Source organism: Mycobacterium senriense, from assembly GCF_019668465.1.
Lineage (GTDB): Bacteria > Actinomycetota > Actinomycetes > Mycobacteriales > Mycobacteriaceae > Mycobacterium > Mycobacterium senriense.
Window position 1 is genome coordinate 2,095,679 of the sequence record NZ_AP024828.1, and the last position, 20,211, is coordinate 2,115,889.

Here is a 20,211-nt window from a genome sequence, read left to right on the forward strand (position 1 = left end):
GAAGTGCCGGTGCGCGTTTACTTTCCGGTGCGCTCGCGATGTTTACAGCCCGGCCAGCAGCAAGGCCGGCGCTTGCCCTCTTCCAGCTCCTCCTGGGTCCGGCGGATGCGGCGTTCCCGGGTCGCCGGCTGCTTGGCATCCTCGACCCAACAGATGAACTCGTTTCGGGCCAGCGGCGTGATGTCACGCCAGGCGGCGAGCGCGGTCGGGTTGCCGATCAGCGACTCGAGCAGGTCCGCAGGCAATTTGTGCACGACGCCGCCGGGCACGCGCCGGCCGCTCATCGGCTGACCAAATGCGCGCTGTCGTCGTGTAGTTCGTCGCGGCGCAATGTCATCGGGGTGAGAGCGGGGACGTCACCGCCCGCGACCACGGCGCGGGTGATCGGGGTGAGCGCCTGAAACAGCGTCTCCACCTCGTCGTCGCTCAGCGCGTCGAGCGCGGACAGGGCCAATGCGTCGGTGGTCAATTCGATGTGGTCCTTCAATTCCCGTCCGGCCGGGGTCAGTGTTCCGTCGTCGTCGAGCAACCCACGCTCGGCAAGCCGTTGCTCGTGGTGACGCCACGTGGTCTCGTCGTAGTCGCGGGTGCGGGCGATGTAATCGCGAGAGACGTTGCCCGCCGCCGCGTGTAAGACGTTGGACTCGCGGCCGGGGATGCCGGCCGCGGCCAGCACCGCCACGTGCCCGTCACCGCGCTGCTCGCGCAGCAGCGTCGTGGCGTGCCACAGCGCGGACAGCGGGTCATCCGGCCAGGGCAGCGCCAGGTTCGCGGCGAACAGCGGACGCGCGTCGAGCGGAGCATGGCACGCCGCCCGGCCCGCCAATTCGGCTGCAACGCGGATGTTTTCATCCGAGCCCAGGCCATAGCGACGCAGCGCGGCCACCGCGGACTCCTGTCGGGCCTGCAACGCGGCCTCCGGACCCGCGATCTCCCATGCCGCCGGCAATGCCTTGGCGACCCGTTCGGGTGCGAAGTTGTAGAAGATCGCGCTGACCACCTCGCGGGGCGCCGCACCCAACGGTGCCGAGCGGGCGGCGAAATAGCCCATCCAGAAACCCCGGTAGCCCAGCGCGTCCAACGCCGCTCGCGCCTCCGGCGCGAAATAGGTCACCGCGTGCACCGGCTCATAGCGATCGAAGAAGCGTCGAGCCAACGCGGGTTGTCGTCGCATGCTCGCAGTTAACCACTGGCGCCGGCCACCACCAAGCACGGACCCGCGGCCCAGCAGGCACCTCGCCTAGGCTCGAGAAGTGACCATCCCTTATGACCAGCCATTGCGCGAGCGGATTCGGAACAACCTGGCCGGCCACCACCGCCGCGCGGTAACCGATCCGACGAAGCGGCACGCAGCCGTAGCGGTGGTACTGGTCGATTCGGAGGTGGGGGAGGACCGGGTCGATCCGGTGTCGGTGGACGAGTGGAACGCCGGGCGTCCGATGCCCGCTGCCCATCTGGACGGTCGCATGGTCGACGTGTCCGGCGGCGCCGCTTTCTTGCTGTGCCGCAGGGCATCTCGGCTCAACACACATGCGGCGCAGTGGGCACTGCCCGGCGGCCGCCTCGATCCGGGCGAGACGGCGGTCGACGCGGCGCTGCGGGAATTGCGCGAGGAGGTCGGTATCGAGCTGTCCGATTCGACCGTGCTGGGGTTGCTCGACGACTATCCCACCCGGTCCGGGTATGTGATCACCCCGGTGGTGGTCTGGGGAGGGGGACGGCTCGAGCTTCGACCGGCGCCCGACGAGGTCGTGGCCGTGTACCGGGTGGGGCTGCACCAACTCCAGCGCGACGACTCGCCGCGATTCGTCACCATTCCGGAAAGCCCGCGACCGGTCGTGCAGATCCCGCTGGGCAATGACCTCATCCACGCCCCGACCGGCGCGGTGCTGCTGCAATTGCGTTGGCTGGGTCTGGAAGGGCGAGCCGACCCGGTGGGTGAGTTGGAACAACCGGTCTTCGCCTGGAAGTAGCCATCGCCCACCGCCTCTCGCAGGGCAGCCGAGGTCAGCGTTGGTCCGGCGTCCCGAACAGCGACGCCGCCAATTCGATCAGCGATGTGCCCGAGGCGTCCCAGGCGCCCGCGGGCGTCGGGTCGGCCGGCAGGCCCGGCCCGTATTCCGCCGGGCGCGCGACGAAACCGGTGGCCAAGCCGCTGGCCTGGGCCGCCTCCAGGTCGGAGGGGTGTGCCGCCACCAGCATCACCTCACCGGGTTCCAGGCCCAGCAACTGCGCGGGCGCCCGGTACGCACGCGGGTCGGGCTTGAAGGCCTTGCTGACATCCGAACCGAGCACCACATCCCACGGCAGGCCCGCGTACTTCGCCATATCGACCAGCAGCCCGGTGTTGCCGTTGGACAGCGGCCCGACGATCACGTGCCGCTTCATGGCCTGGATGCCTTCGACGCTGTCCGGCCACGGCGGCAGCCAGCGCCATGACCGGGCCAGGTCGTCCACCTCTCCGCCGGGCAGCGCCTCGGCGCCGACGCCGAACTTCTCGAACGATGCGAGCAGGTTCTCTCGATGCAAGACGTCCAGCGACACAAATTCCCGGCGGCCCGAGCGGACTTCGGCCATCGACGGGAGGTAGTGACCGCGCCACTCCAGCGCAAATGCGGCGGCATCGAGGCTGAGCTGGTGGCGGTGCGCGAAATGCCCTACCGAGGCCGCGATCCCGGAACGCCAGTCGACGACCGTACCGAAGGTGTCGAACAAAACGGCACGCACTGCGCGGCCGGTCGAGGGCGAGCGGTAATCGGTCATCGCCTCAGGCTAACGCCGCGCGCGGCGGCGCGGTCGGGCGGCGACACGTAATCTCGCCGTTGAGGATTGCAACTTCACCGAGAGGGCGTGGCAATGCCGGCTTCCGACGTACGCCGATACGTGATCGTTGGCGCCGGCGCCATCGGCGGCACCCTGGGCGGATTGCTGGCGCGCGCAGGAACTTCCGCCGTCTTGGTCGCCCGGGGCCGGCATGCCGAGGTGCTGGCGGCCGCCGGTTTGACACTGAGGACGCCCGACGGCACGTTCCACACCCGTCTCGGTCGCGACGCGGCCCGAGCAGGTGCACCTGACCGAGCGCGACGTGCTGGTCTTCACGACGAAAACGCAGCAACTCGATGGTGCCCTGCAGGAGTGGGTGGACCGGCCGGTACAGGGGACGAACGGCACCGCGGGCGAACTGCTCCCGGCGATGACTGCGCTCAATGGTGTTGCCGCCGAGGAGAAAGCGCTTCGGTACTTCGCGCGCGTGTTCGGCATCTGCGTGTGGTTGCCGGCCGTACACCTGGAACCCGGCGAAGTGATCGTGCGGTCGTGGCCGATCGCCGGCCAGTTCCACCTCGCACGGTGGCCTGCGGCGGTCACAACCGCGGCCGATGCCGACCTGTTGACCGGCGTCGCCGAGACCTGGAGCGCGGCGGGCATCCGCACCCGCGTCACGCCCGATGTCGCGCCCTGGAAATACAACAAGCTACTGAGCAACCTGGGAAATGGGGTGGGGGCGCTGACCGCCGGAGCGACCGATGCCGGCGAGATCCTGGCCGCGCTACGTGCCGAGGGCGAAGACGTGTTGCGCTACGCCGGAATCGAATTCGTCTCCTTCGAAACCTCGAAAGCGGTGCGTGCCGACGGACCGACCATCCGTCCGATTCCCGGATGGGACAACGGGTCGAGCAACTCCACCTGGCAGTCGTTCACCCGCAATACCGGCAACGTGGAGACCGACTTCTTCAACGGCGAGATCGCCCGGATCGCACGCCGCAATGGCATCGAGGCGCCGCTGAATGCCGCCGTTGCGCGCGCGGTCCGCGTCGCGGTGCGCGAGGGTGCGGGGCCGGGGCACTACTCGGCGGCGCACCTGGCGCAAATGTTGGGAATCGACGCGAGCGCCGCATCGCCGACCTGATCGGGACGCGATGCGCCGGACCGGCGCGCGCCGTACCATATCGTTAGCCGTGCGAACGAAAGTGCGGCGGCTCAATCGACGATTGGAGGCCGTTGTGGCCCGAAGTGCCGGCGACACCTGGGATATCGTGACGAGTGTCGGCTTCACCGCGTTGGCCGTTTGCGCGGCGCGTGCCCTCGACGCGGCGCTGCGGCCGCCGCTGGCGAACGACGCGTATGCCGCGGGCTTCGTCGCTGCTGCCGGTGAGCCGAATCTGATTGCGGCAGTTGACAATGCGGACATGAGTAGCGCCGCGGCGTTCAACGCGCAGTGGGTGGGGGTGCGGACGCGGTTCTTCGACGCGTTCTTCGCTGATGCCAGTCGAGCCGGAACGCGCCAGGCGGTGATCCTGGCGGCGGGACTGGATTCCCGGGCGTATCGGCTGGAATGGCCCGCCGGACATACGATTTTCGAGGTCGACCAACCGCGAGTGCTCGAATTCAAGCAGCATGTCCTCGACCGGCAGGGTGCCGTACCGTCGACGCGGCGCGTCACCGTCGCAACCGACTTACGCGACGACTGGGCGGGTGAGCTGATTGCGGCGGGGTTCGACCCCGGCCAACCGACGGCATGGGCCCTTGAGGGCTTGCTGCCGTATCTGCCTGGGGCGGCGCAGGATGCGCTGTTCGACAAGCTGCACCGCCTGTCGGCTGTCGGTAGCCGCCTGGCCGTCGAGCTCGGACCGGCGCCCGGTGAAGTGCAGGAGTTCGCCGACAACGTCCCCACCATCAGCCAAGACACCGGCCAGCCGGCCGTCGCCAACCTGTGGTACGACGATCCGCGCACGGACACCAAAGACTTTCTGGCCCAGCATGGTTGGCAGGTCACGGCCGTCGACCTGGTCGACAAGGCGGCCACCGAGTATGGACGGCCCTTTCAGGAGTTGCCCGTGGTCTTCGACCGGTTGATGCGCACTAAATTCTTCACCGCCGTCCGCGAAGGCTGACCGACGAGCGATCTCTGTGGCTGTCATGTGACGGACGCTCGTTGTTCGTCCTTTGGTCACCAAGGGGCGGACTGGCTCTGCGAACCTTGACCAACGCATCGGGACCGACGTGTCTCGGCGCCTTGAGGAAAGGGCCGCCATGACAGAACACTTGCGCGCTTACAACAGTCTCTGGCAGGTCCGCAGCGACTCGTGGTGCCGGCTCGAGGAGGCCGCTGACCGGCTGACCCGCCCAACCACTACCGGAGATCTCAAAGACAAATGGGCGGGCGCCTGCCAGGAGCTCCTGGCACGCCTGAGCACCCTGGAGCCGTACTGGGCGTATCCGGGTGCACCCCAATTCGCGCGTATCCAAAGGCTTTTCGCGGCTGGCAGCTATGACAAGTTCGCGCAGGCGGTCGGGCAGATCAACCGGGCACTGACCACCGAGTCCTACCGCTCAGGGGACGTGGACAACGCCGGCGCTGACGAGCTGGACATGTTCCCTTCCGACCCGCGGCAACTCCTCGAGCATCAACCCGCGACGCAGCGCGACCGGCCGTATTTCGAGGTGCTCGTCGTGGAGAAGATGACCGAAGAGCAGGAGCGGGCGCTGCGCAACGAGGTTCGTAAATGGCGACGGCCCGACGACGAATTCGTCTACGAGCTGGTGGTGGTGTCCAGCGGGGATGAGGCCCTGATTGCGGCACGGCTGAACGTCAACCTGCAGGCGGTGGTGATCCGCCGGCGCTTTTCCCACCAATCGACCCGGGACCTCTCGGCGCTGTCAGAATTCGTCGACACCGCGGTGTCGGATGAGTTGAACGATCACCAGTCACCCGAAGAGCGCGCGCAGATCCTGGCGCTCTCGCTGGCGAAATTGCGGCCCGAACTGGACCTCTATTTGATGACCGAGATCGAGGTGGAAGACATCGCCGGGCGACTGGGCCAGTACTTCCGCCGGGTGTTCCACGCCCGCGAAGGCATGCTCGAGCTGCACCTGTCCATCCTGCAGGGCGTGGCCGCGCGCTACCGCACACCATTTTTCAGCGCCCTCAAGCAGTACAGCCACCGCCCGACAGGTGTCTTTCACGCGCTCCCGATTTCGCAGGGCAAGTCGATCGTCAACTCCCACTGGATCAAGGACATGGTGGGTTTCTACGGCCTGGACGTGTTCATGGCCGAGACATCGGCGACATGCGGTGGCCTGGACTCGTTGCTCGAGCCGACCGGCCCCCTGCGCGAGGCCCAACAACTCGCGTCGCAAGCCTACGGCTCGCGCCACACCTACTTCGTCACCAACGGAACGTCCACGGCGAACAAGGTTGTCACCCAAGCGCTGGTGGCACCGGGCGACATCGTGCTGCTCGACCGCAACTGTCATCAGTCGCATCACTACGGGATGATGCTGGCCGGCGCGAATGTCGTTTATTTGGACGCGTATCCGCTCAACGAGTACTCGATGTACGGCGCGGTGCCGTTGCGGGAGATCAAATCGAAGCTGCTGGCGCTGCGGCGCGCCGGCAAGCTCGACCGGGTCAAGATGATGTCGCTGACCAACTGCACCTTCGACGGGGTCGTCTACGACGTAGAGCGGGTCATGCAGGAGTGCCTCGCCATCAAGCCCGATCTGGTCTTCTTGTGGGACGAGGCGTGGTTCGCCTTCGCGCGGTTCCACCCTGTCTACCGCACCCGCACGGCGATGGCCTCCGCGCGGGCATTGCGCGAGCGGCTCCAGGATCCCGAGTACCTGAGCCGCTACGAGGAGCAACTGGCCGCCGAGTCCGCCGACCCACCCTCCGACGACGACCTCCTGGACCGTCGGCTGCTCCCGGATCCCGCCCGGGCCCGGGTACGGGTGTACGCGACCCAGTCGACGCACAAGACGCTCACCGCGCTGCGGCAGGGATCGATGATCCACGTCTTCGATCAAGATTTCGACCAGAAGGTCGCCGAGCCGTTCCACGAGGCCTACATGGCGCACACGTCGACGTCGCCCAACTACCAGATACTCGCGTCGCTGGATCTCGGCCGCCGTCAGGTGGCGCTGGAAGGCGTCGAACTGGTGCAGCGGCAGATCGAAAACGCAATGCAGCTACGCGATGCCATCGACAACCACCCACTGCTGAGCAAGTACATGCGCTGCCTGCGCACATCGGACCTGATCCCGGAGGAGTACCGGCCATCGGCTATCGCCCAGCCGCTGCGCTCCGGCCTGCGCAACATGATGGCGGCCTGGGGTCAAGACGAGTTCGTGCTGGATCCGTCCCGGATCACGTTGTTCATCGGGCTCACCGGCTATGACGGCGACACCTTCAAGCGTCAGCAGCTGATGGACCGCTACGGAATCCAGATCAACAAGACGTCGCGCAACAGCGTGTTGTTCATGACCAACATCGGCACCACCCGCAGCTCGGTTGCGTTCCTGGTGGAAGTGCTGGTGAACATCGCCCGCGAGCTGGATCAGAATATCTCCGAGATGAGCCTCGGAGAACGCGAGCATTTCGAGCGCGCGGTCTTTCGCCTCACCGAAATGTCCTTGCCGCTACCGAATTTCAGCGGATTTCATCCCGCATTCCGGGATCACAGCGGAACCGAACCGACGCCCGAGGGAGATGTGCGCCGCGGGTTCTACCTGTCCTACGACGACACCAACTGCGAATACCTCACCGGCGAGCAGGTCGTGGAGAAACTGGATGCGGGCGTCGACGTCGTGTCGGCGACCTACGTAACGCCCTACCCGCCGGGATTTCCGGTCCTGGTGCCCGGGCAGGTGTTCAGCCGGGAGATCCTGCAATTCATGCGGGATCTCGACACCCCCGAGATCCATGGCTATCTACCGGATTTCGGCTACCGCGTCTACACCGAGAAGGCCATCGAGATGGTCAGCCAGTCCGTCGGCCGGGCGTCCAACGGCGACCGCCTCGCGGACACCGCGCCCGCTCCCGCGTCAGGGAAGGCGCCGAAGAAAAAGTCGGCGAAGCGCGACAACCCCGACCGGGGCGGCAACCTCCCCGAGGTCGGGCACGACGAACTGCTGGGCCGACAGCAGCCCGGCGATGGCCTGACCGCGCCCGTCGCGCCAAGCGGAAACGGTGTCCCCGAGGTGGGGGCGGACGAACTCACCGGCGGGTAGCGGCCCGGCGCCGTGACCGCCCGGTGCGCGCGGCGCCGGCCGACAAGCGGGCGTCGACGATGCTCAGCGCGCGTTCGGCCCATCGAATGTTCTCCTCTTCAAACGAGATTCCACGCGTCAGCGTCAGGTACGGGCCAACTCGTTCGGCCTGGGCGAGGTAGTCCTCTTCGCTACGGCCGTCCAGCATTCGCGTCCGCAACCGTTCGTAGCGTTGCACTTTGGCGCTCGCCCAGTCCCGTCGTTCGCGAATGAATTCGCGGACGGCGTCGACGTCTCCGGCGTCGGCGGCCTGGACCTTGACCAGCAATTCATCACGGATGACCGACGGCTTCGGTGCTCTCGCCGTGAACTGCCGGATAGCATCACGGCCGGCGTCGGTCAGCGAGAACATGCGCTTGTTGGGCCGGCGTTCTTGCTGCACGATCCGGGCCTGGATGAGACCCTGCTCGGCGAGCCGGTCGAGTTCGCGATACAGCTGCTGCGGGGTGGCCGGCCAGAAGTTCGCGACCGAGGCATCGAAGTCTTTGGCCAGGTCGTACCCGGATGATTCGCCCTCGAGCAGGGCGGCCAACACCGCGTCACGCAGCGACATCGATCGATGCTACAACGATGCGATTATTCAACAAAGTGATTAATCGCACTCTGGACATCGGGTGGCGGGCGCCCTAGCGTCGATCCCACCTACTCAACTAGTTGACTATGCGAGGTCACCGATGCACCCGTTCCGCAAGGCCGTCGAGGAGCGCGACGAGAAGCGCATCCAGGCGATGCTGGCCGACACCGTGGTGTTCACCAGCCCGGTGGCGTTCAAGCCCTACGTCGGCAAGCCGATCACCGCCGCCATCCTGCGCGGCGTGTTACGCATCTTCGAGGACTTCCACTACATCCGCGAGATCCACGACCCGAGCGGGCGCGATCACGCCTTCGTATTCGAGACCGGGATAATCGGGGCGCCGGGGGTGAAGATCACCGGCTGCGACTTCCTGCACTTCGACGACGACGGTCGGATCGACGACTTCATGGTGATGGTGCGGCCCCTGTCAGGCGCGACAGCGCTTTCCGAGGCGATGGGTGCCCAGTTCGATCGCATCCAGCAGGAGGCGCTCGAATTGGCCAATCAATCCGGTAGCGCGTAGAAGTAATGACCATGCGGATTGGGCTGAGCATCAATTATGCGGGCGGGTTCAAGGACGTGGCCGCCGAAGTGGCCGACCTCGAGCGCGCCGGACTGGACATTGTCTTTGTCCCCGAGGCGTATTCGTTCGACGCGGTGAGCGCGCTGGGTTACCTGGCCGCGAGCACCGAACGCGTCGGGTTGGCCTCGGGCATCCTGCAGCTGTACACCCGGACCCCCACGCTGACCGCGATGACGGCGGCCGGCCTGGATTACGTCTCCGACGGCCGGTTCACCCTCGGCCTGGGCGCCTCCGGCCCGCAGGTCATCGAAGGCTTCCATGGTGTTCCCTACGATGCACCGATCGGCCGGACTCGCGAGGTCATCGAGATCTGTCGGCAGGTGTGGCGGCGCGAGACCGTGCAACATCAGGGCAAGCACTACACGATCCCGCTGCCCACCGACCGGGGAACCGGGCTGGGTAAGCCGCTCAAGCTGATCAATCAGCCTGTCCGCGAGCGCATTCCGGTGCTGGTGGCAGCGCTGGGGCCCAAGAACGTCGAACTGGCGGCCGAGATCGCCGAGGGCTGGCAGCCGATCTTCTATCTGCCAGAAAAGGCGCAGGACGTGTGGGGGGATGCTCTGGCCGCCGGCCGGGCCAAGCGCGACCCCGACCTGGGTGAGCTCGACATCTATGCCGGCCCCGTGCTGGCGATCGGTGAAAACGTGGAGCCGCTAAGGGAGTTCGTCAAACCGCACCTGGCGCTTTACATCGGTGGGATGGGCGCCAAGGGCAAGAATTTCTACCACGCCCTGGCCACAAAATACGGCTACGGCCCCCAAGCCGACCGGATTCAAGAGCTTTACCTGGCCGGTGACAAAGACGGCGCCGCCAAGGTGGTGCCCGACGATCTGGTGCGAGACGTCAACCTGATCGGTAGCCGCGAATTCGTCAAGGAACGCCTTGCGGCGTTCCGCGAGGCGGGGGTGACCACCCTCAACGTGGCGCCCATTGCGTCCACGACGGCTGAGCGGATCAAGCTGATCGAGACGCTGCGCCAATTGGTTTGATCGCCGCCGCTGAGCCCGGCCGATCACTCCTGCCGGTGACTGTCCCGTCGTAACCGCACCGCTCTGGCGACCGCCGTCACCGACGCCAGCGCCGCCATCACCGACAGGATCACGACCGAGGCCGCGGACCCGACGGTGGCCAGGAACAGCGGCAGCGCGAAGCCGATGTACGTAACGACGTAGAACACCCCGGTCAGCGCGCCGCGCAGGTGCGGCGGCGCGGCGGCCTCCAGGTCGATCAATCCTTCGCGCAGGCACAGCCCCGACGCGCAGCCGAGGGCAAGCAATAGCGGCAGGCCCAGCGCCGGGGTCAGCGTGGGCGGCGCGATCGCGGCGGTCGCGTAGCCGAGCGCGGCCAGCACCGCACCCGCCGTTCCGGCCTGCGGGCCCCACCGCAGCGCGCGGGCCAGTATCTGCACGACGCCGCTGACACCGTTGACGATCAGGGTGGCCGTGCCCGCCGCCATCGGGGCCGCGAGCGCCGTATGCAACCGGGTGGGGATGGTGACGAATCCCAGTGTCGCCGAGGCGTACACCCACGGCGCGAGCGGCATGGCCCAACTCAGGGCCCGGCTGAATCCGTTCACCGCCGGGGCCACCCGTACCGAGTCGTAGTGCGTCGCCGTTCCGGCCACGTCGGTGCGCCTTGCCGTGACCGCGACGGCCGACACTGCCAGCACGACGATGGCGGCGGCGACACCGAACGACACCCGGATGCCCGATCGTCCGGCCAACACGATGAACCCGCCGGCGAAGGGCCCGAGGGCGAAGCCGGCGGTCAGCACCGCTCCGGCGGTCGCGGCACTCGCGGAGCCTCTCAGATCCGAGGCCCATGCGGTGCACGAGCTGATGGCCAGGCCCACACCGATCCCGACGATCAGGCGACCCACCAGCAGAGCGCCCGTGTGCTGGGACAGCAGCATCACCGCCGTCCCCAACAGGGCGGCCGACGAGCCCGCGAGCGCCACCGGCCGGCGGCCGAGCGGGTCCGACGCGCGACCGCCCACGAGCAACCCGGGCAGCAGCCCCAGCGCGTAAATGCCGAAGATCCCGTCGAGCACGGCCGTGCTGAGGTGCTCGGTGTCGCTGATCACCGGCATCAACCCGACGAAGTGGTTGGCGACCCACCCCGTGGCCAGCAGCAGCGCCAACACGCTGACGAACAGCGCCTGGGTCCCCGCCGGCTCGCGTGTCGACCGGGCACCGCCACGGTGGCCGGTGCGCACATTCGGCGAGGTCACGGATCTCCTCTCCTCCCGAACTCAGAGTGCATGCGCGGCCGACCGACGATGGTAGAACGCGGTGTCACCTGGGCGGTTATTCCCGCTGGAGGCGATCACACCGCGTTAGACACCTCGATGTCACTTGAATTTCGCCGTCCAACGCGCGCCTGCAAACACGGCGAGCGCGGGTTCGGATGCCTCTTCGGGGTTTGAAATCAGGCGATTTGGTGTACTGGTACCACTACTCGCACCCAGGAAGGCAAATGATGAAGTACATTGCGGCAGCCACGATCGCGATCTCCGTCTTGCTGTCCAGCGCGTGTTCGGCCTCACAGGTCATCAACACCGGCGGCGACACGAAGTGCAAAGATTTCACGACGCAGGACGAGAAGAAGCAGAACGACGAAGTCAGCAAGATGCTCAAAGACAAGAGCGGTGCCGACCCGACCAATGTGGAGATTTCCGCAACGCGGCTCTCGGCGATGACGTACTGCCAGACGCTCGGCAAGCCCGACACCAAGATCTCCGAGGCGCCACACGGCTGACGGCCGCCGGGTCGCGCAGCCGGTTCCCGATTGGGAGCCGGGCCGGACGCAATCGCCAACGGCGTAGCCGGAATTCGCGGCGAGCGACGTGATGGTGGCCACTACTGCGCGACCCCGGGTGCAAATCTGCAGTTGGCCCGAGTTCATCGGGCGGACCAGGGCCGCGATTGAAATCATGACCACCTGAAAACCTTCCCGCCCTGTCGGGAGCTTCCTAGGCTGCGCGGGGTGATATCGACCAGCCCGGCGCCGGCACGTGTGTCACTTCGCGGCGTCAACCGCACGTTCGGAACGCACACCGTGCTGCACGACGTCGACGTCGAGATCGAGCCCGGCGAGGTCGTCGCACTGCTCGGGTCTTCGGGCAGCGGCAAATCGACGCTGCTGCGACTGATCGCCGGCCTGGACCTACCCACCGGTGGACGGATCGAGATCGATGGCGTATCCGTCCGGGGGATCGACCCGCGCTGCGCCGTGGTGTTCCAGGAACCCCGCCTACTGCCCTGGCGGTCGCTGTCGGCCAACGTCGAGTTCGGCCTGACACCGGGCAAAGTCCGGTCGAAAGGCTCTGCGGCAGTGCAGCATTGGCCGGACGTCGTCGGCTTGACCAAATTTCGCGATCATTATCCGCGGCAAGTGTCCGGGGGTATGGCGCAACGTGCGGGCCTGGCCCGGGCCCTGGCCCGGCGCCCCAGCGTTCTGCTGCTCGACGAGCCGCTGGCCGCCCTCGATGCGCTGACCCGCCTGCGCATGCAGGATCTGCTCGACACGGTGCAGCAAGAGGCCGGTACCACGACGGTGCTGGTGACGCACGACGTGGACGAGGCGGTGATTCTCGCCGACCGGGTGCTGATCCTGCGCGCCGAGGCGACCGGCGGCGCCCGCATCGTCGCGGAATTCGACATCCCGATTCCCAAGCCACGCGACCGCGGTGACCCGCGTGTATCACCGCGCTGCGCGACCAGCTGTTGGACGAACTCGGCGTCCCCCGACGCGGTGGTGCCACCGTGTCGTCCGTGATCGATGAGGAGGCGAAAACCTCGTGAAACGGCGGTATCTGACGACAATGGCGATGACCGCCGCAGTGGTCATCGCGGCGTCCGCCTGCTGTTCGAGCAACGGCACGGCGACGGCGAAGGACCTCCACCTGGACTACGCCTACTACAACCCGCTGAGCCTGGTCATCCGCGATCAGCACCTGCTCGAAAAGCAGGGTTACAACGTCACTTGGGTGCTGTCGCAGGGCAGTAACAAGGCCAATGAGGGACTACGGTCAAAGGCGCTGGACTTCGGCTCCACCGGCGGTTCCCCCGCCCTATTAGCGCGGGCCAACGGCACGCCGATCAAGACCGTCGACGTATATGCCAGGGGGAGTGGACGGCGCTGGTTGTCGCCAAGAACTCACCCATCAACTCCGTGGCTGATCTGAAGGGCAAAAAGGTCGCGGTCACCAAGGGGACCGACCCCTACTTCTTCCTGTTGCAATCGCTTGCGACAGCCGGGCTTTCGCCCGCTGACATCGAGATCGTCAACTTGCAGCACGCCGACGGCAAAACCGCACTGGAGCGCGGCGATGTCGACGCGTGGTCGGGGTTGGACCCGTTCATGGCCGAGACGATTCAGCAGCAGGGTTCCCGCATCATCTACCGCAACCCCGATTTCAATTCCGGCGGTGTCTTGAACGTGCGCGAGGACTTCATCACCGCCCATCCGGATTCCGTCCAGTTGGTGGCCAATACCTACGAGGAGGCCCGCAAGTGGGCAACGAAGCACCCGGCCGAGCTGGCGGCATTGCTGGCCTCGCAGGCGAAGGTACCGCTGAGCGTGGCGCAAGAGGAGTTGGGCCGAACGGCATTGGACATCTCACCGGTGCCGGACGATTCGCTGCGCGCGGTGCTGACCAGGGTGGTGCCGCTGGCCGTGGCGGACGGCGATATCAAATCCGAGGACGCCGGCCGCAGCGCACTGAGCACACTGTTCGAGCCGAAATTCGCTCAGCAAGCACACTGACGCCCAAGACCGGGCGGCTGGCTAAGTTGCCGCTCGTGCTGGTCGGGCTGATCGTCCCGGTACTGCTGCTGGTGATCTGGCAGCTTGCCACGGCGGTTACCGGTTTTTTCGCCGCCAGCCAGCTGCCGCCTCCCGCCGATGTGGTGTCCGCACTAAGCGGCCTACTTCGGCACGGCGAACTGTGGACACACCTCGAGGCCAGTGGTTCGCGGGTGTTGGTCGGCTACCTGGCCGGCGCCGGCGTCGCCCTGGTGCTGGGTTCACTGGTCGGCCTCTCGGTCACGGTGCGCAGGCTGCTGGCTCCCACCCTGGGCGCCTTCCGGACCGTGCCGTCCTTGGCGTGGGTGCCGTTGCTGCTCTTATGGTTTGGCATCGATGAGACGCCGAAGATCCTCATGGTGGCCATCGGCGCGTTCTTCCCGATCTATACGACGACGGCGTCGGCGCTTTCCCATGTCGACCCCCGTTTGCTGGAGGTCGGACGGGCCTATGGGCGGCACGGCGCCTCGCTGTTGGCGACGGTGATGTTGCCGGCCGCGGCGCCCGAGTTGGTCAACGGGCTGCGGCTGGGCCTGGCGAACGCGTGGCTTTTCGTGGTCGCGGCCGAGCTGATCGCGTCCTCGAAGGGACTCGGGTTTCTTCTCATCGACAGTCAAAACAGCGGCCGCACCGACGTGATGCTGCTGGCCATCGTGCTGTTGGCCGGGTTGGGCAAGCTCACCGACGGGGCCCTGGGCGCCGTCGAGACCCGGATCGTGCGGCGGCGCGGGTAGTTCCCACCAGCAGGCAAGCGGCGGTGAGCAACTGCCAGCCGGTGATCGAGTACACGCTGCCGCGTTCCCACGCGCCGTCGGGCAGCAGAAACGTCGTTGCCGTCGCCGATTTGATCATCAGCATGGCCAAGCACAACAGGCCAAGGGCCGCAATGGCTTTGGACAACCCGCGATACCGGCGCCAAGCGGCAAGCGGCCCGATGACGCCGGACCCCAGCAAGATCGCGGCGTTGCCCCCGGCAATGGCCAGCACAGCACCGGCAACGTGCACCGCGCCGCCGTGCACTGTCCCGATCACGATGTTGCCGACGGCGTTCGTGGCGACGGCGCCCAAAAACAGTCGGGCCCTTCGGTTGTCGGGAACCCCCACGATCAGCGATGCCCCCAGAAGGAACAGGATGCCCTGCAGATAGAACGCCGCATGCATCAAGTAGGCGCGGGGCGAGTAGATCGGACGGCCGTGAACCAGCGTGCCGCCGGGAAGGCCGAGGTCGCTGATGTAGTCGCGTGCATAGCTGTAGGCCGGCTCGAACGCCCCGGCGGCGATCGCCTCCAGGACCAGGTAACTCACGGCGGCCACCACCCACAGGGCTGCTCCCCGCGCGCTGGCCAGATTGTGTCGTTCCATTTTGGTGGACATGCTTTCACGTGGGGCCCGGCTAGCCGCACAATAGCGCGATGCGTGCAGTCCGGGAGATCCGAAGATTCGCGGCGGGTTCTCGTCGATGCCTGCTGGCCGCCACGCTGCTGGTTGCCCTCCTGGGATGCGGCGGCCCGGCACACAACCACGGTGTGCCGTCGTCGGGCGGGGTGTTCGCGGGCCCGATCCAGATCGGCAACGGACGGCACCTGTACCTCGAATGCCACGGAAAGGGCGGGCCCACAGTCATTTTGGAGTCCGGTTACCACAACTCAGCGGATCCGTGGAGTCACTCCGATGCCGCCGCGCCGGCCACGGGGCCGGCCGTGCTGCCGGCCCTGGCCGCCGACCACCGCGTCTGCGCCTACGACCGGCCCGGCACCCTGCGCTATCCCGATCCGCCCAGCATCACCGACCGCAGTTCGCCGGTCGCGATGCCCCGCACCGCGCAGGACGTTGTCCAGGATCTGCATGCGTTACTCGCCGCCGCCCATCTTCCGGGCCCGTACGTCCTGGTCGGGCACTCGCTGGGCGGGCTGTTCATCCGGCTGTACGCGCAGACCTATCCCGATCAGGTGCGGGCGCTGGCGTTCGTCGACGCCTTTCCGGTTGAGATACCGGGCCTGCTGGGCGTGGACTGGCCGACCTATCGCCAGGCGTTGGACCAGCCGCTGCCCCAGTTCGCGAACTCGCCTGGGTTTGAGGAGATCGACATCGAGAAGAGTGTCGCCCAGGTCGGCGCTGCCCCGGCGTTCCCACCCGTTCCCACCGTCGTGCTGACCAGGACCGAACCTTTCGCGATCGCGGGCACCGTCTCACCCGAGCAGGGCGCCAAGCTCGAGCGGGCGTGGCGAGAGGCCTCGGCGGATCTGATCGCGCTGCGGCCGCAGACACCGCACCTGATCGCGACCGGCAGCGACCACTTCATCCAGATCCACCAGCCCGATTTGGTGGCGGCCGGCGTGCGTCTGGCGACGCAACGGTCCGCCCCAACCCGGTGATTCGTAGCTGCGGCATACTCGGCCAATGACCGAAGCTAACGACGAATGAGCGTGACCATACTGCTGGCCGCGCTCGCTTCGGCCGAATTCGCCGGCCTCGTCGCCCTCGGAGTCCTGTTGATCGTGTCGCGACGGCAGCTCAATGGAGCACGCGCCGCGCTGGAGCGCAGCCGCCGTAGCAGTGGCCGGCGCCGACGGCGCCGCGGCGTCGCGCCCGTCGCGATCAGGACCGCATTCAAGACGGCCGATTCGCTACTGACGAAAGGCGTTGGCGCCACGGTTCGCAACTCGGTCGAAGACCTCGCCGGCTGGGCGCAGGTTGAACGGCCCGATCTCGCCCGCATCGCCGCCGACGGCGATGTCGTCATCGCCTTCTCCGACATCGAGAATTCGACCGCCAACAACGAGGCCCTGGGCGACCAAGGATGGGTGAAGGTGCTGGACAGGCACAACAAACTCATCCACAAATTCGTCGACAACCACAACGGCCACGTGGTGAAGAATCAAGGCGATGGATTCATGATGGCCTTCGCCGATCCTCGCCAAGCCGTGCTGTGCGGCATCGGCGTGCAACGCGCCCTCCTCGACAACCCGGACCGCTGGGAAGGCATCCGCGTCCGAATCGGCGTTCATGTCGGCCCGTCGGTCAGGCGCGGCGACGACTTGTTCGGGCGCCATGTCGCGATGGCGGCTCGCGTTGCCGGACAAGCCGAAGGCGGTGAGATTCTCGTCAGTGAGCCGGTGCGCGACGCGGTCGACGGCACACCCGATATCGAGCTGTGCGAACCGTACGAGGCCGAACTCAAAGGCCTACAGGGGACGCATAATCTCTATCCGGTCAAGGTGTCCGACTGACCGGACGTCGCTGCGCCTAGAAGAAGGTCCCGGCGTGCGGCGCTTCGGGCACCGCGAACAGTTGATCGGCCACGTCCAGCGTGGCCGTATCGTCAGCCCGGGCCAGCCCGGCGGCGGCGAGACTGCGCCAGCGCGTGCCGCCGAGCAGGGCGGCGCCCAGCCCCTCGATCCCGACGTGGACGTCGGCGCGGCGGGTCGTCGGTTCGGCGCCGTCGCCGGTGATGGTGAAGCTCGCTGAATTGCTGGGCAGCACTGGGTCATTCACCGCGATCGTGACGGTCCCGCCGCCGACGTAGGAGCGCGCCGCCAGTGCACGCTGGGCATCGATGACCCGCAGCCACGTTTCGTCGTGCACCGCGGTGACCTTCGCCGCCCGGCGATCAACGAACAGCCAGGGCAGCGCGTCGTCGATGGGTAGCATCCAAAACATCACTCGGTGAACGAGATCCAGGCCGAGCAGGAATCGCAGCAACCCGAGATAGGCCTCGGCGGTGGGCGCGAAGAAATCCTCGACCACGACGGTGCGCTGGTCGCTGACGAACCAATTCTCGGTGCCGACGGGCCGGTACCGGGCGAACCCCGACTCGGCGCCGGGTTCGCCATGAACGGCGACATACCAAGCTCCCGGCGAGGATTCGGTGCGACGCCGTGCGCTCCGCCACCACGTCCGCGGGCGGTCGATGGTCCCGGGACGGGACGGACGATTGGTGTCATAGACGCGGGGCAAGGTGTCCCAGACCTCGTCGGCGCCGAGCAACCGCACCGGACCACCCAACCCGACCTCGGGCCGCAACGCTGCCCGCGCGCTCGTAATCTCCACGCTCTGAAAGGAACTCGCCACCCCGTAGCCGTATCGCTCATAGATGGTGGCCTCCGACGCCCGCAATGACGCGACCACCTCACCGCGCTCGGCGATGTCGTGCAGCTGGTGCCGGATCAGCGTGGTGGCGACGCCCCTTCGGGTGTGCGACGGCAGCACCCCGATATGAGTCACGGCGGCGTGGCTGACGGCGGCTCCGCCGGGAAGGGTCAGGGTGCTCGTCACGGCGTCCGCGGTGCCGGCGAGTTCTCCGTCGACGAATGCGCCGATGGTGCGGCCGGGGTCGAGCAGCTTGGTGATCTGGTCGGGCGGCAGGTTCGAGATGGGCGGCAGGCCCACCATCGCGGTGCGAAACAATCTCGCCGCGGCGACGAGGTCGTCCTCGGTGTCGAGAACCCGGATCTCGGTGGTCATCCGGTCATCATGTCGCGCCCGCGCACGGCCTCACCCGATGGGTGTGATGCCCGCGTTCGAAATCGTGAACCCATGGCCCGAGGGCACGGTGCAGGTGACGCCGTCGGCCTTGGACGCACAGCTGAACGGACCGACCGCGGCGGTCTGGCCGTAGGCCAGGACCGGCGTGCCGATTCCCGGGTTGCCGAGGCATGAAACACCCGTGCAGTTCGTGACCACGCCGGTCGTGGACAGGCGCACTGATGCGGGAGGCTCGTTGCTCTGGCAATAGGCCTCGTCGGGGATGCCCGCATCCCGCTGGTAGTCGACCTCGCAACTGATGTTGCGCGACGGCGACAAAAAGGCACACACCGACGCGGTGCACACCGGGTTGTCCGCGACCGCCCGGGGCGCCCCCACCCAGCAGACGACGACCCCGAGTGCCGCGATGACCGCACGCTTCATGTCAGCCCCTTACGGTTGGTGTGCCGCAGAAGCTATCAGACGCCAGGCACTTCTACGCCTGCTAACGGATGGGCAGGCCGGTCACCGCCCGCGATATCACCAACCGCTGGATCTCGCTCGTGCCCTCGAAGATCGTGAAGATCTTTGCGTCACGGTGCATGCGCTCCACCGGGTAGTCGCGGGTGTAGCCGTTGCCGCCCAGGATCTGGATAGCCTCGTCGGTGACGTAGACCGCGGCCTCGCTCGCGACCAGCTTGGCCATCGACCCCTCGGCCGAGTCGAAGTTCTGGTTGTTGCGGGCCATCCAGCCGGCCCGCCACACCAGCAGGCGGGCCGCGTCGATACGGCTCTTCATATCCGCGAGCTTGAACGCCACCGCCTGGAATTCACCGATCTTGCGGCCGAATTGCTCACGCTGGCAGGCGTATTCGAGCGCGTACTCGTAGGCGGCCCGCGCGACGCCGACGGCCATCGCTCCGACCGTGGGCCGGGTGCGCTCGAAGGTCTTCATCGCCGCCTGGCCACCCGTGGAGGCACCGGACTTCACGCGGGCGATCCGGGCCTCGAATTTCTCCCGACCGCCGAGGATGGCGTCCTCGGGCAGGCGGACGTTGTCGAGCACCACCTCGGCGGTGTGCGACGCGCGGATGCCGTGCTTCTTGAACTTCTGGCCCTGCGCCAGACCTTTGGTGTCCGGTCCGATGACAAAGCTGGCCTGGCCGCGGGTACCAAGCTCGGGATAGACCGAGGCCACCACGATGTGCACGTTGGCGATGCCGCCGTTGGTGGCCCAGGTCTTGGTGCCGTTGAGCACCCACTCACCGGCCGCCTCGTCGTAGCGCGCCCGGGTGCGGATGCCGCCGACGTCAGAACCCGCGTCGGGCTCCGATGAGCAGAAGGCACCCAGCTTGGGTTCGTCGGAGGTACCGAACATCTCGGGAAGCCAGCGTCCCAGTTGTTCGGGAGTCCCGTTGCCCGCCAACGCCGCTGCGGCCAGGCCGGTGCCCATGATGGACAGCGCGATGCCGGCGTCACCCCAGAACATCTCCTCGAACGCGGTCAGTATCCCCAGCCCGGTCTCCTCGGCGGCCTGCTGTGCGAAGAAGTCGGGGGAGTACAGGCCGACCTTTGCCGCCTCCTGAATCACCGGCCACGGGGTTTCCTCCCGTTCGTCCCATTCGGCCGCGGCCGGTCGGATGACGTCGGCCGCGAACTTGTGCACCCAATCGCGCACCTCGATCACGTCGTCAGACAGTTGCATGGAGAATGTCACAGCTGTGCTCCTGAAATAGGT

At 67.0% G+C, this 20,211-nt stretch carries 19 protein-coding genes and 3 pseudogenes; 13 read left to right on the forward strand and 9 right to left on the reverse strand.

Annotation, left to right across the window (positions count from 1 at the left end):
- Window positions 1-17 precede the first annotated feature (17 nt).
- Entirely contained in the window at window positions 18-284 is a 267-nt protein-coding gene (locus MTY59_RS09980; protein ID WP_221045494.1) for a YdeI/OmpD-associated family protein, read from the reverse strand.
- Window positions 281-1,174 carry an SCO6745 family protein gene (locus MTY59_RS09985; RefSeq protein WP_221045495.1) on the reverse strand — a complete coding sequence of 298 codons (894 nt, stop codon included), beginning with the start codon at window positions 1,172-1,174 and terminating at the stop codon, window positions 281-283. Before MTY59_RS09985 ends, MTY59_RS09980 begins: the two co-directional genes overlap by 4 nt.
- A 79-nt stretch (window positions 1,175-1,253) precedes the next feature.
- On the opposite strand from MTY59_RS09985, the gene MTY59_RS09990 reads away from it, so the two are divergent.
- Window positions 1,254-1,973, forward strand: a complete 720-nt coding sequence (locus tag MTY59_RS09990) for an NUDIX hydrolase (protein ID WP_221045496.1) — start codon at window positions 1,254-1,256, stop codon at window positions 1,971-1,973.
- Window positions 1,974-2,007: 34 nt separating this feature from the next.
- Here the strand turns inward: MTY59_RS09990 and MTY59_RS09995 are convergent, their stop codons facing one another.
- Window positions 2,008-2,763, reverse strand: a complete 756-nt coding sequence (locus MTY59_RS09995) for a haloacid dehalogenase type II (RefSeq protein WP_221045497.1) — start codon at window positions 2,761-2,763, stop codon at window positions 2,008-2,010.
- A 93-nt stretch (window positions 2,764-2,856) separates the two neighbouring features.
- Here MTY59_RS09995 and MTY59_RS27675 point away from each other — a divergent pair.
- The 4 genes and pseudogenes from MTY59_RS27675 to MTY59_RS10010 form a co-directional block, all read left to right on the forward strand.
- Window positions 2,857-2,979: pseudogene (locus MTY59_RS27675) on the forward strand (2-dehydropantoate 2-reductase N-terminal domain-containing protein); the annotation flags it as partial.
- Between the two features lie 85 nt (window positions 2,980-3,064).
- Window positions 3,065-3,907, forward strand: coding sequence for a ketopantoate reductase family protein (locus MTY59_RS27680; protein WP_284145691.1), 843 nt, complete (start codon window positions 3,065-3,067; stop codon window positions 3,905-3,907).
- A gap of 94 nt (window positions 3,908-4,001) precedes the next feature.
- Window positions 4,002-4,892 (forward strand): SAM-dependent methyltransferase, encoded by an 891-nt coding sequence (locus MTY59_RS10005; RefSeq protein WP_221045498.1) that lies wholly within the window; start codon window positions 4,002-4,004, stop codon window positions 4,890-4,892.
- A gap of 139 nt (window positions 4,893-5,031) precedes the next feature.
- Complete coding sequence (locus tag MTY59_RS10010; RefSeq protein ID WP_221045500.1) at window positions 5,032-8,007, forward strand: aminotransferase class I/II-fold pyridoxal phosphate-dependent enzyme; 2,976 nt, start codon at window positions 5,032-5,034, stop codon at window positions 8,005-8,007.
- Here the strand turns inward: MTY59_RS10010 and MTY59_RS10015 are convergent.
- Complete coding sequence (locus MTY59_RS10015) at window positions 7,994-8,599, reverse strand: PadR family transcriptional regulator (RefSeq protein ID WP_221045501.1); 606 nt, start codon at window positions 8,597-8,599, stop codon at window positions 7,994-7,996. The two genes, MTY59_RS10010 and MTY59_RS10015, sit on opposite strands and share 14 nt — an antisense overlap.
- Window positions 8,600-8,720: 121 nt before the next feature.
- Between MTY59_RS10015 and MTY59_RS10020 the strand changes: the two genes are divergently transcribed.
- Entirely contained in the window at window positions 8,721-9,143 is a 423-nt protein-coding gene (locus tag MTY59_RS10020; protein ID WP_221045502.1) for a nuclear transport factor 2 family protein, read from the forward strand.
- Between the two features lie 11 nt (window positions 9,144-9,154).
- On the forward strand, window positions 9,155-10,192 hold the full coding sequence (locus tag MTY59_RS10025; protein WP_221045503.1) for an LLM class F420-dependent oxidoreductase: 1,038 nt from the start codon (window positions 9,155-9,157) through the stop codon (window positions 10,190-10,192).
- Window positions 10,193-10,215: 23 nt separating this feature from the next.
- On the opposite strand, the gene MTY59_RS10030 is transcribed toward MTY59_RS10025, so the two are convergent.
- Window positions 10,216-11,433 (reverse strand): MFS transporter, encoded by a 1,218-nt coding sequence (locus MTY59_RS10030; RefSeq protein WP_221045505.1) that lies wholly within the window; start codon window positions 11,431-11,433, stop codon window positions 10,216-10,218.
- 245 nt (window positions 11,434-11,678) lie between these two features.
- Here MTY59_RS10030 and MTY59_RS10035 point away from each other — a divergent pair, with 245 nt between their 5' ends.
- From MTY59_RS10035 to MTY59_RS10050, 4 genes and pseudogenes are all read left to right on the forward strand, one after another.
- The gene (locus tag MTY59_RS10035) at window positions 11,679-11,960 is read left to right on the forward strand and encodes a hypothetical protein (protein ID WP_083094372.1); all 282 of its coding nucleotides are present in this window, start codon (window positions 11,679-11,681) and stop codon (window positions 11,958-11,960) included.
- 258 nt (window positions 11,961-12,218) lie between these two features.
- Window positions 12,219-13,006, forward strand: a pseudogene (locus MTY59_RS10040) (ABC transporter ATP-binding protein).
- Window positions 13,003-13,970 (forward strand): annotated as a pseudogene (locus MTY59_RS10045) (aliphatic sulfonate ABC transporter substrate-binding protein). The pseudogenes MTY59_RS10040 and MTY59_RS10045 overlap by 4 nt, the downstream one beginning before the upstream one ends.
- 71 nt (window positions 13,971-14,041) lie before the next feature.
- Window positions 14,042-14,743: an ABC transporter permease gene (locus tag MTY59_RS10050; protein ID WP_221046366.1), complete on the forward strand. Its 702-nt coding sequence runs from the start codon at window positions 14,042-14,044 to the stop codon at window positions 14,741-14,743.
- Here the strand turns inward: MTY59_RS10050 and MTY59_RS10055 are convergent.
- Window positions 14,688-15,383 (reverse strand): DUF998 domain-containing protein, encoded by a 696-nt coding sequence (locus MTY59_RS10055; RefSeq protein ID WP_250160794.1) that lies wholly within the window; start codon window positions 15,381-15,383, stop codon window positions 14,688-14,690. The genes MTY59_RS10050 and MTY59_RS10055 overlap by 56 nt on opposite strands.
- Before the next feature lie 38 nt (window positions 15,384-15,421).
- On the opposite strand from MTY59_RS10055, the gene MTY59_RS10060 reads away from it, so the two are divergent.
- On the forward strand, window positions 15,422-16,384 hold the full coding sequence (locus tag MTY59_RS10060; RefSeq protein ID WP_221045506.1) for an alpha/beta fold hydrolase: 963 nt from the start codon (window positions 15,422-15,424) through the stop codon (window positions 16,382-16,384).
- A gap of 45 nt (window positions 16,385-16,429) precedes the next feature.
- On the forward strand, window positions 16,430-17,239 hold the full coding sequence (locus MTY59_RS10065; RefSeq protein WP_221045507.1) for an adenylate/guanylate cyclase domain-containing protein: 810 nt from the start codon (window positions 16,430-16,432) through the stop codon (window positions 17,237-17,239).
- A gap of 16 nt (window positions 17,240-17,255) precedes the next feature.
- Here MTY59_RS10065 and MTY59_RS10070 read toward each other — a convergent pair whose 3' ends face one another.
- The 3 genes from MTY59_RS10070 to MTY59_RS10080 all read right to left on the reverse strand — a co-directional run bounded on the left by MTY59_RS10070 (window position 17,256) and on the right by MTY59_RS10080 (window position 20,190).
- Entirely contained in the window at window positions 17,256-18,473 is a 1,218-nt protein-coding gene (locus tag MTY59_RS10070; protein ID WP_221045508.1) for a GNAT family N-acetyltransferase, read from the reverse strand.
- A gap of 30 nt (window positions 18,474-18,503) precedes the next feature.
- A complete protein-coding gene (locus MTY59_RS10075; protein WP_221045509.1) occupies window positions 18,504-18,917 on the reverse strand; it encodes a DUF6636 domain-containing protein in 414 nt (137 codons plus the stop codon).
- Window positions 18,918-18,978: 61 nt separating this feature from the next.
- Window positions 18,979-20,190 carry an acyl-CoA dehydrogenase family protein gene (locus MTY59_RS10080; protein ID WP_221045511.1) on the reverse strand — a complete coding sequence of 404 codons (1,212 nt, stop codon included), beginning with the start codon at window positions 20,188-20,190 and terminating at the stop codon, window positions 18,979-18,981.
- Window positions 20,191-20,211 lie beyond the last annotated feature (21 nt).

Coding starts and splice junctions, on each gene's coding strand:
- MTY59_RS09980 (WP_221045494.1), bottom strand. CDS start 284: ATGAGCGGCCGGCGCGTGCCCGGCGGCGTCGTGCACAAATTGCCTGCG.
- MTY59_RS09985 (WP_221045495.1), bottom strand. CDS start 1,174: ATGCGACGACAACCCGCGTTGGCTCGACGCTTCTTCGATCGCTATGAG.
- MTY59_RS09995 (WP_221045497.1), bottom strand. CDS start 2,763: ATGACCGATTACCGCTCGCCCTCGACCGGCCGCGCAGTGCGTGCCGTT.
- MTY59_RS10010 (WP_221045500.1), top strand. CDS start 5,032: ATGACAGAACACTTGCGCGCTTACAACAGTCTCTGGCAGGTCCGCAGC.
- MTY59_RS10015 (WP_221045501.1), bottom strand. CDS start 8,599: ATGTCGCTGCGTGACGCGGTGTTGGCCGCCCTGCTCGAGGGCGAATCA.
- MTY59_RS10020 (WP_221045502.1), top strand. CDS start 8,721: ATGCACCCGTTCCGCAAGGCCGTCGAGGAGCGCGACGAGAAGCGCATC.
- MTY59_RS10025 (WP_221045503.1), top strand. CDS start 9,155: ATGCGGATTGGGCTGAGCATCAATTATGCGGGCGGGTTCAAGGACGTG.
- MTY59_RS10035 (WP_083094372.1), top strand. CDS start 11,679: ATGATGAAGTACATTGCGGCAGCCACGATCGCGATCTCCGTCTTGCTG.
- MTY59_RS10055 (WP_250160794.1), bottom strand. CDS start 15,383: ATGTCCACCAAAATGGAACGACACAATCTGGCCAGCGCGCGGGGAGCA.
- MTY59_RS10060 (WP_221045506.1), top strand. CDS start 15,422: ATGCGTGCAGTCCGGGAGATCCGAAGATTCGCGGCGGGTTCTCGTCGA.
- MTY59_RS10065 (WP_221045507.1), top strand. CDS start 16,430: ATGAGCGTGACCATACTGCTGGCCGCGCTCGCTTCGGCCGAATTCGCC.
- MTY59_RS10070 (WP_221045508.1), bottom strand. CDS start 18,473: ATGACCACCGAGATCCGGGTTCTCGACACCGAGGACGACCTCGTCGCC.
- MTY59_RS10075 (WP_221045509.1), bottom strand. CDS start 18,917: ATGAAGCGTGCGGTCATCGCGGCACTCGGGGTCGTCGTCTGCTGGGTG.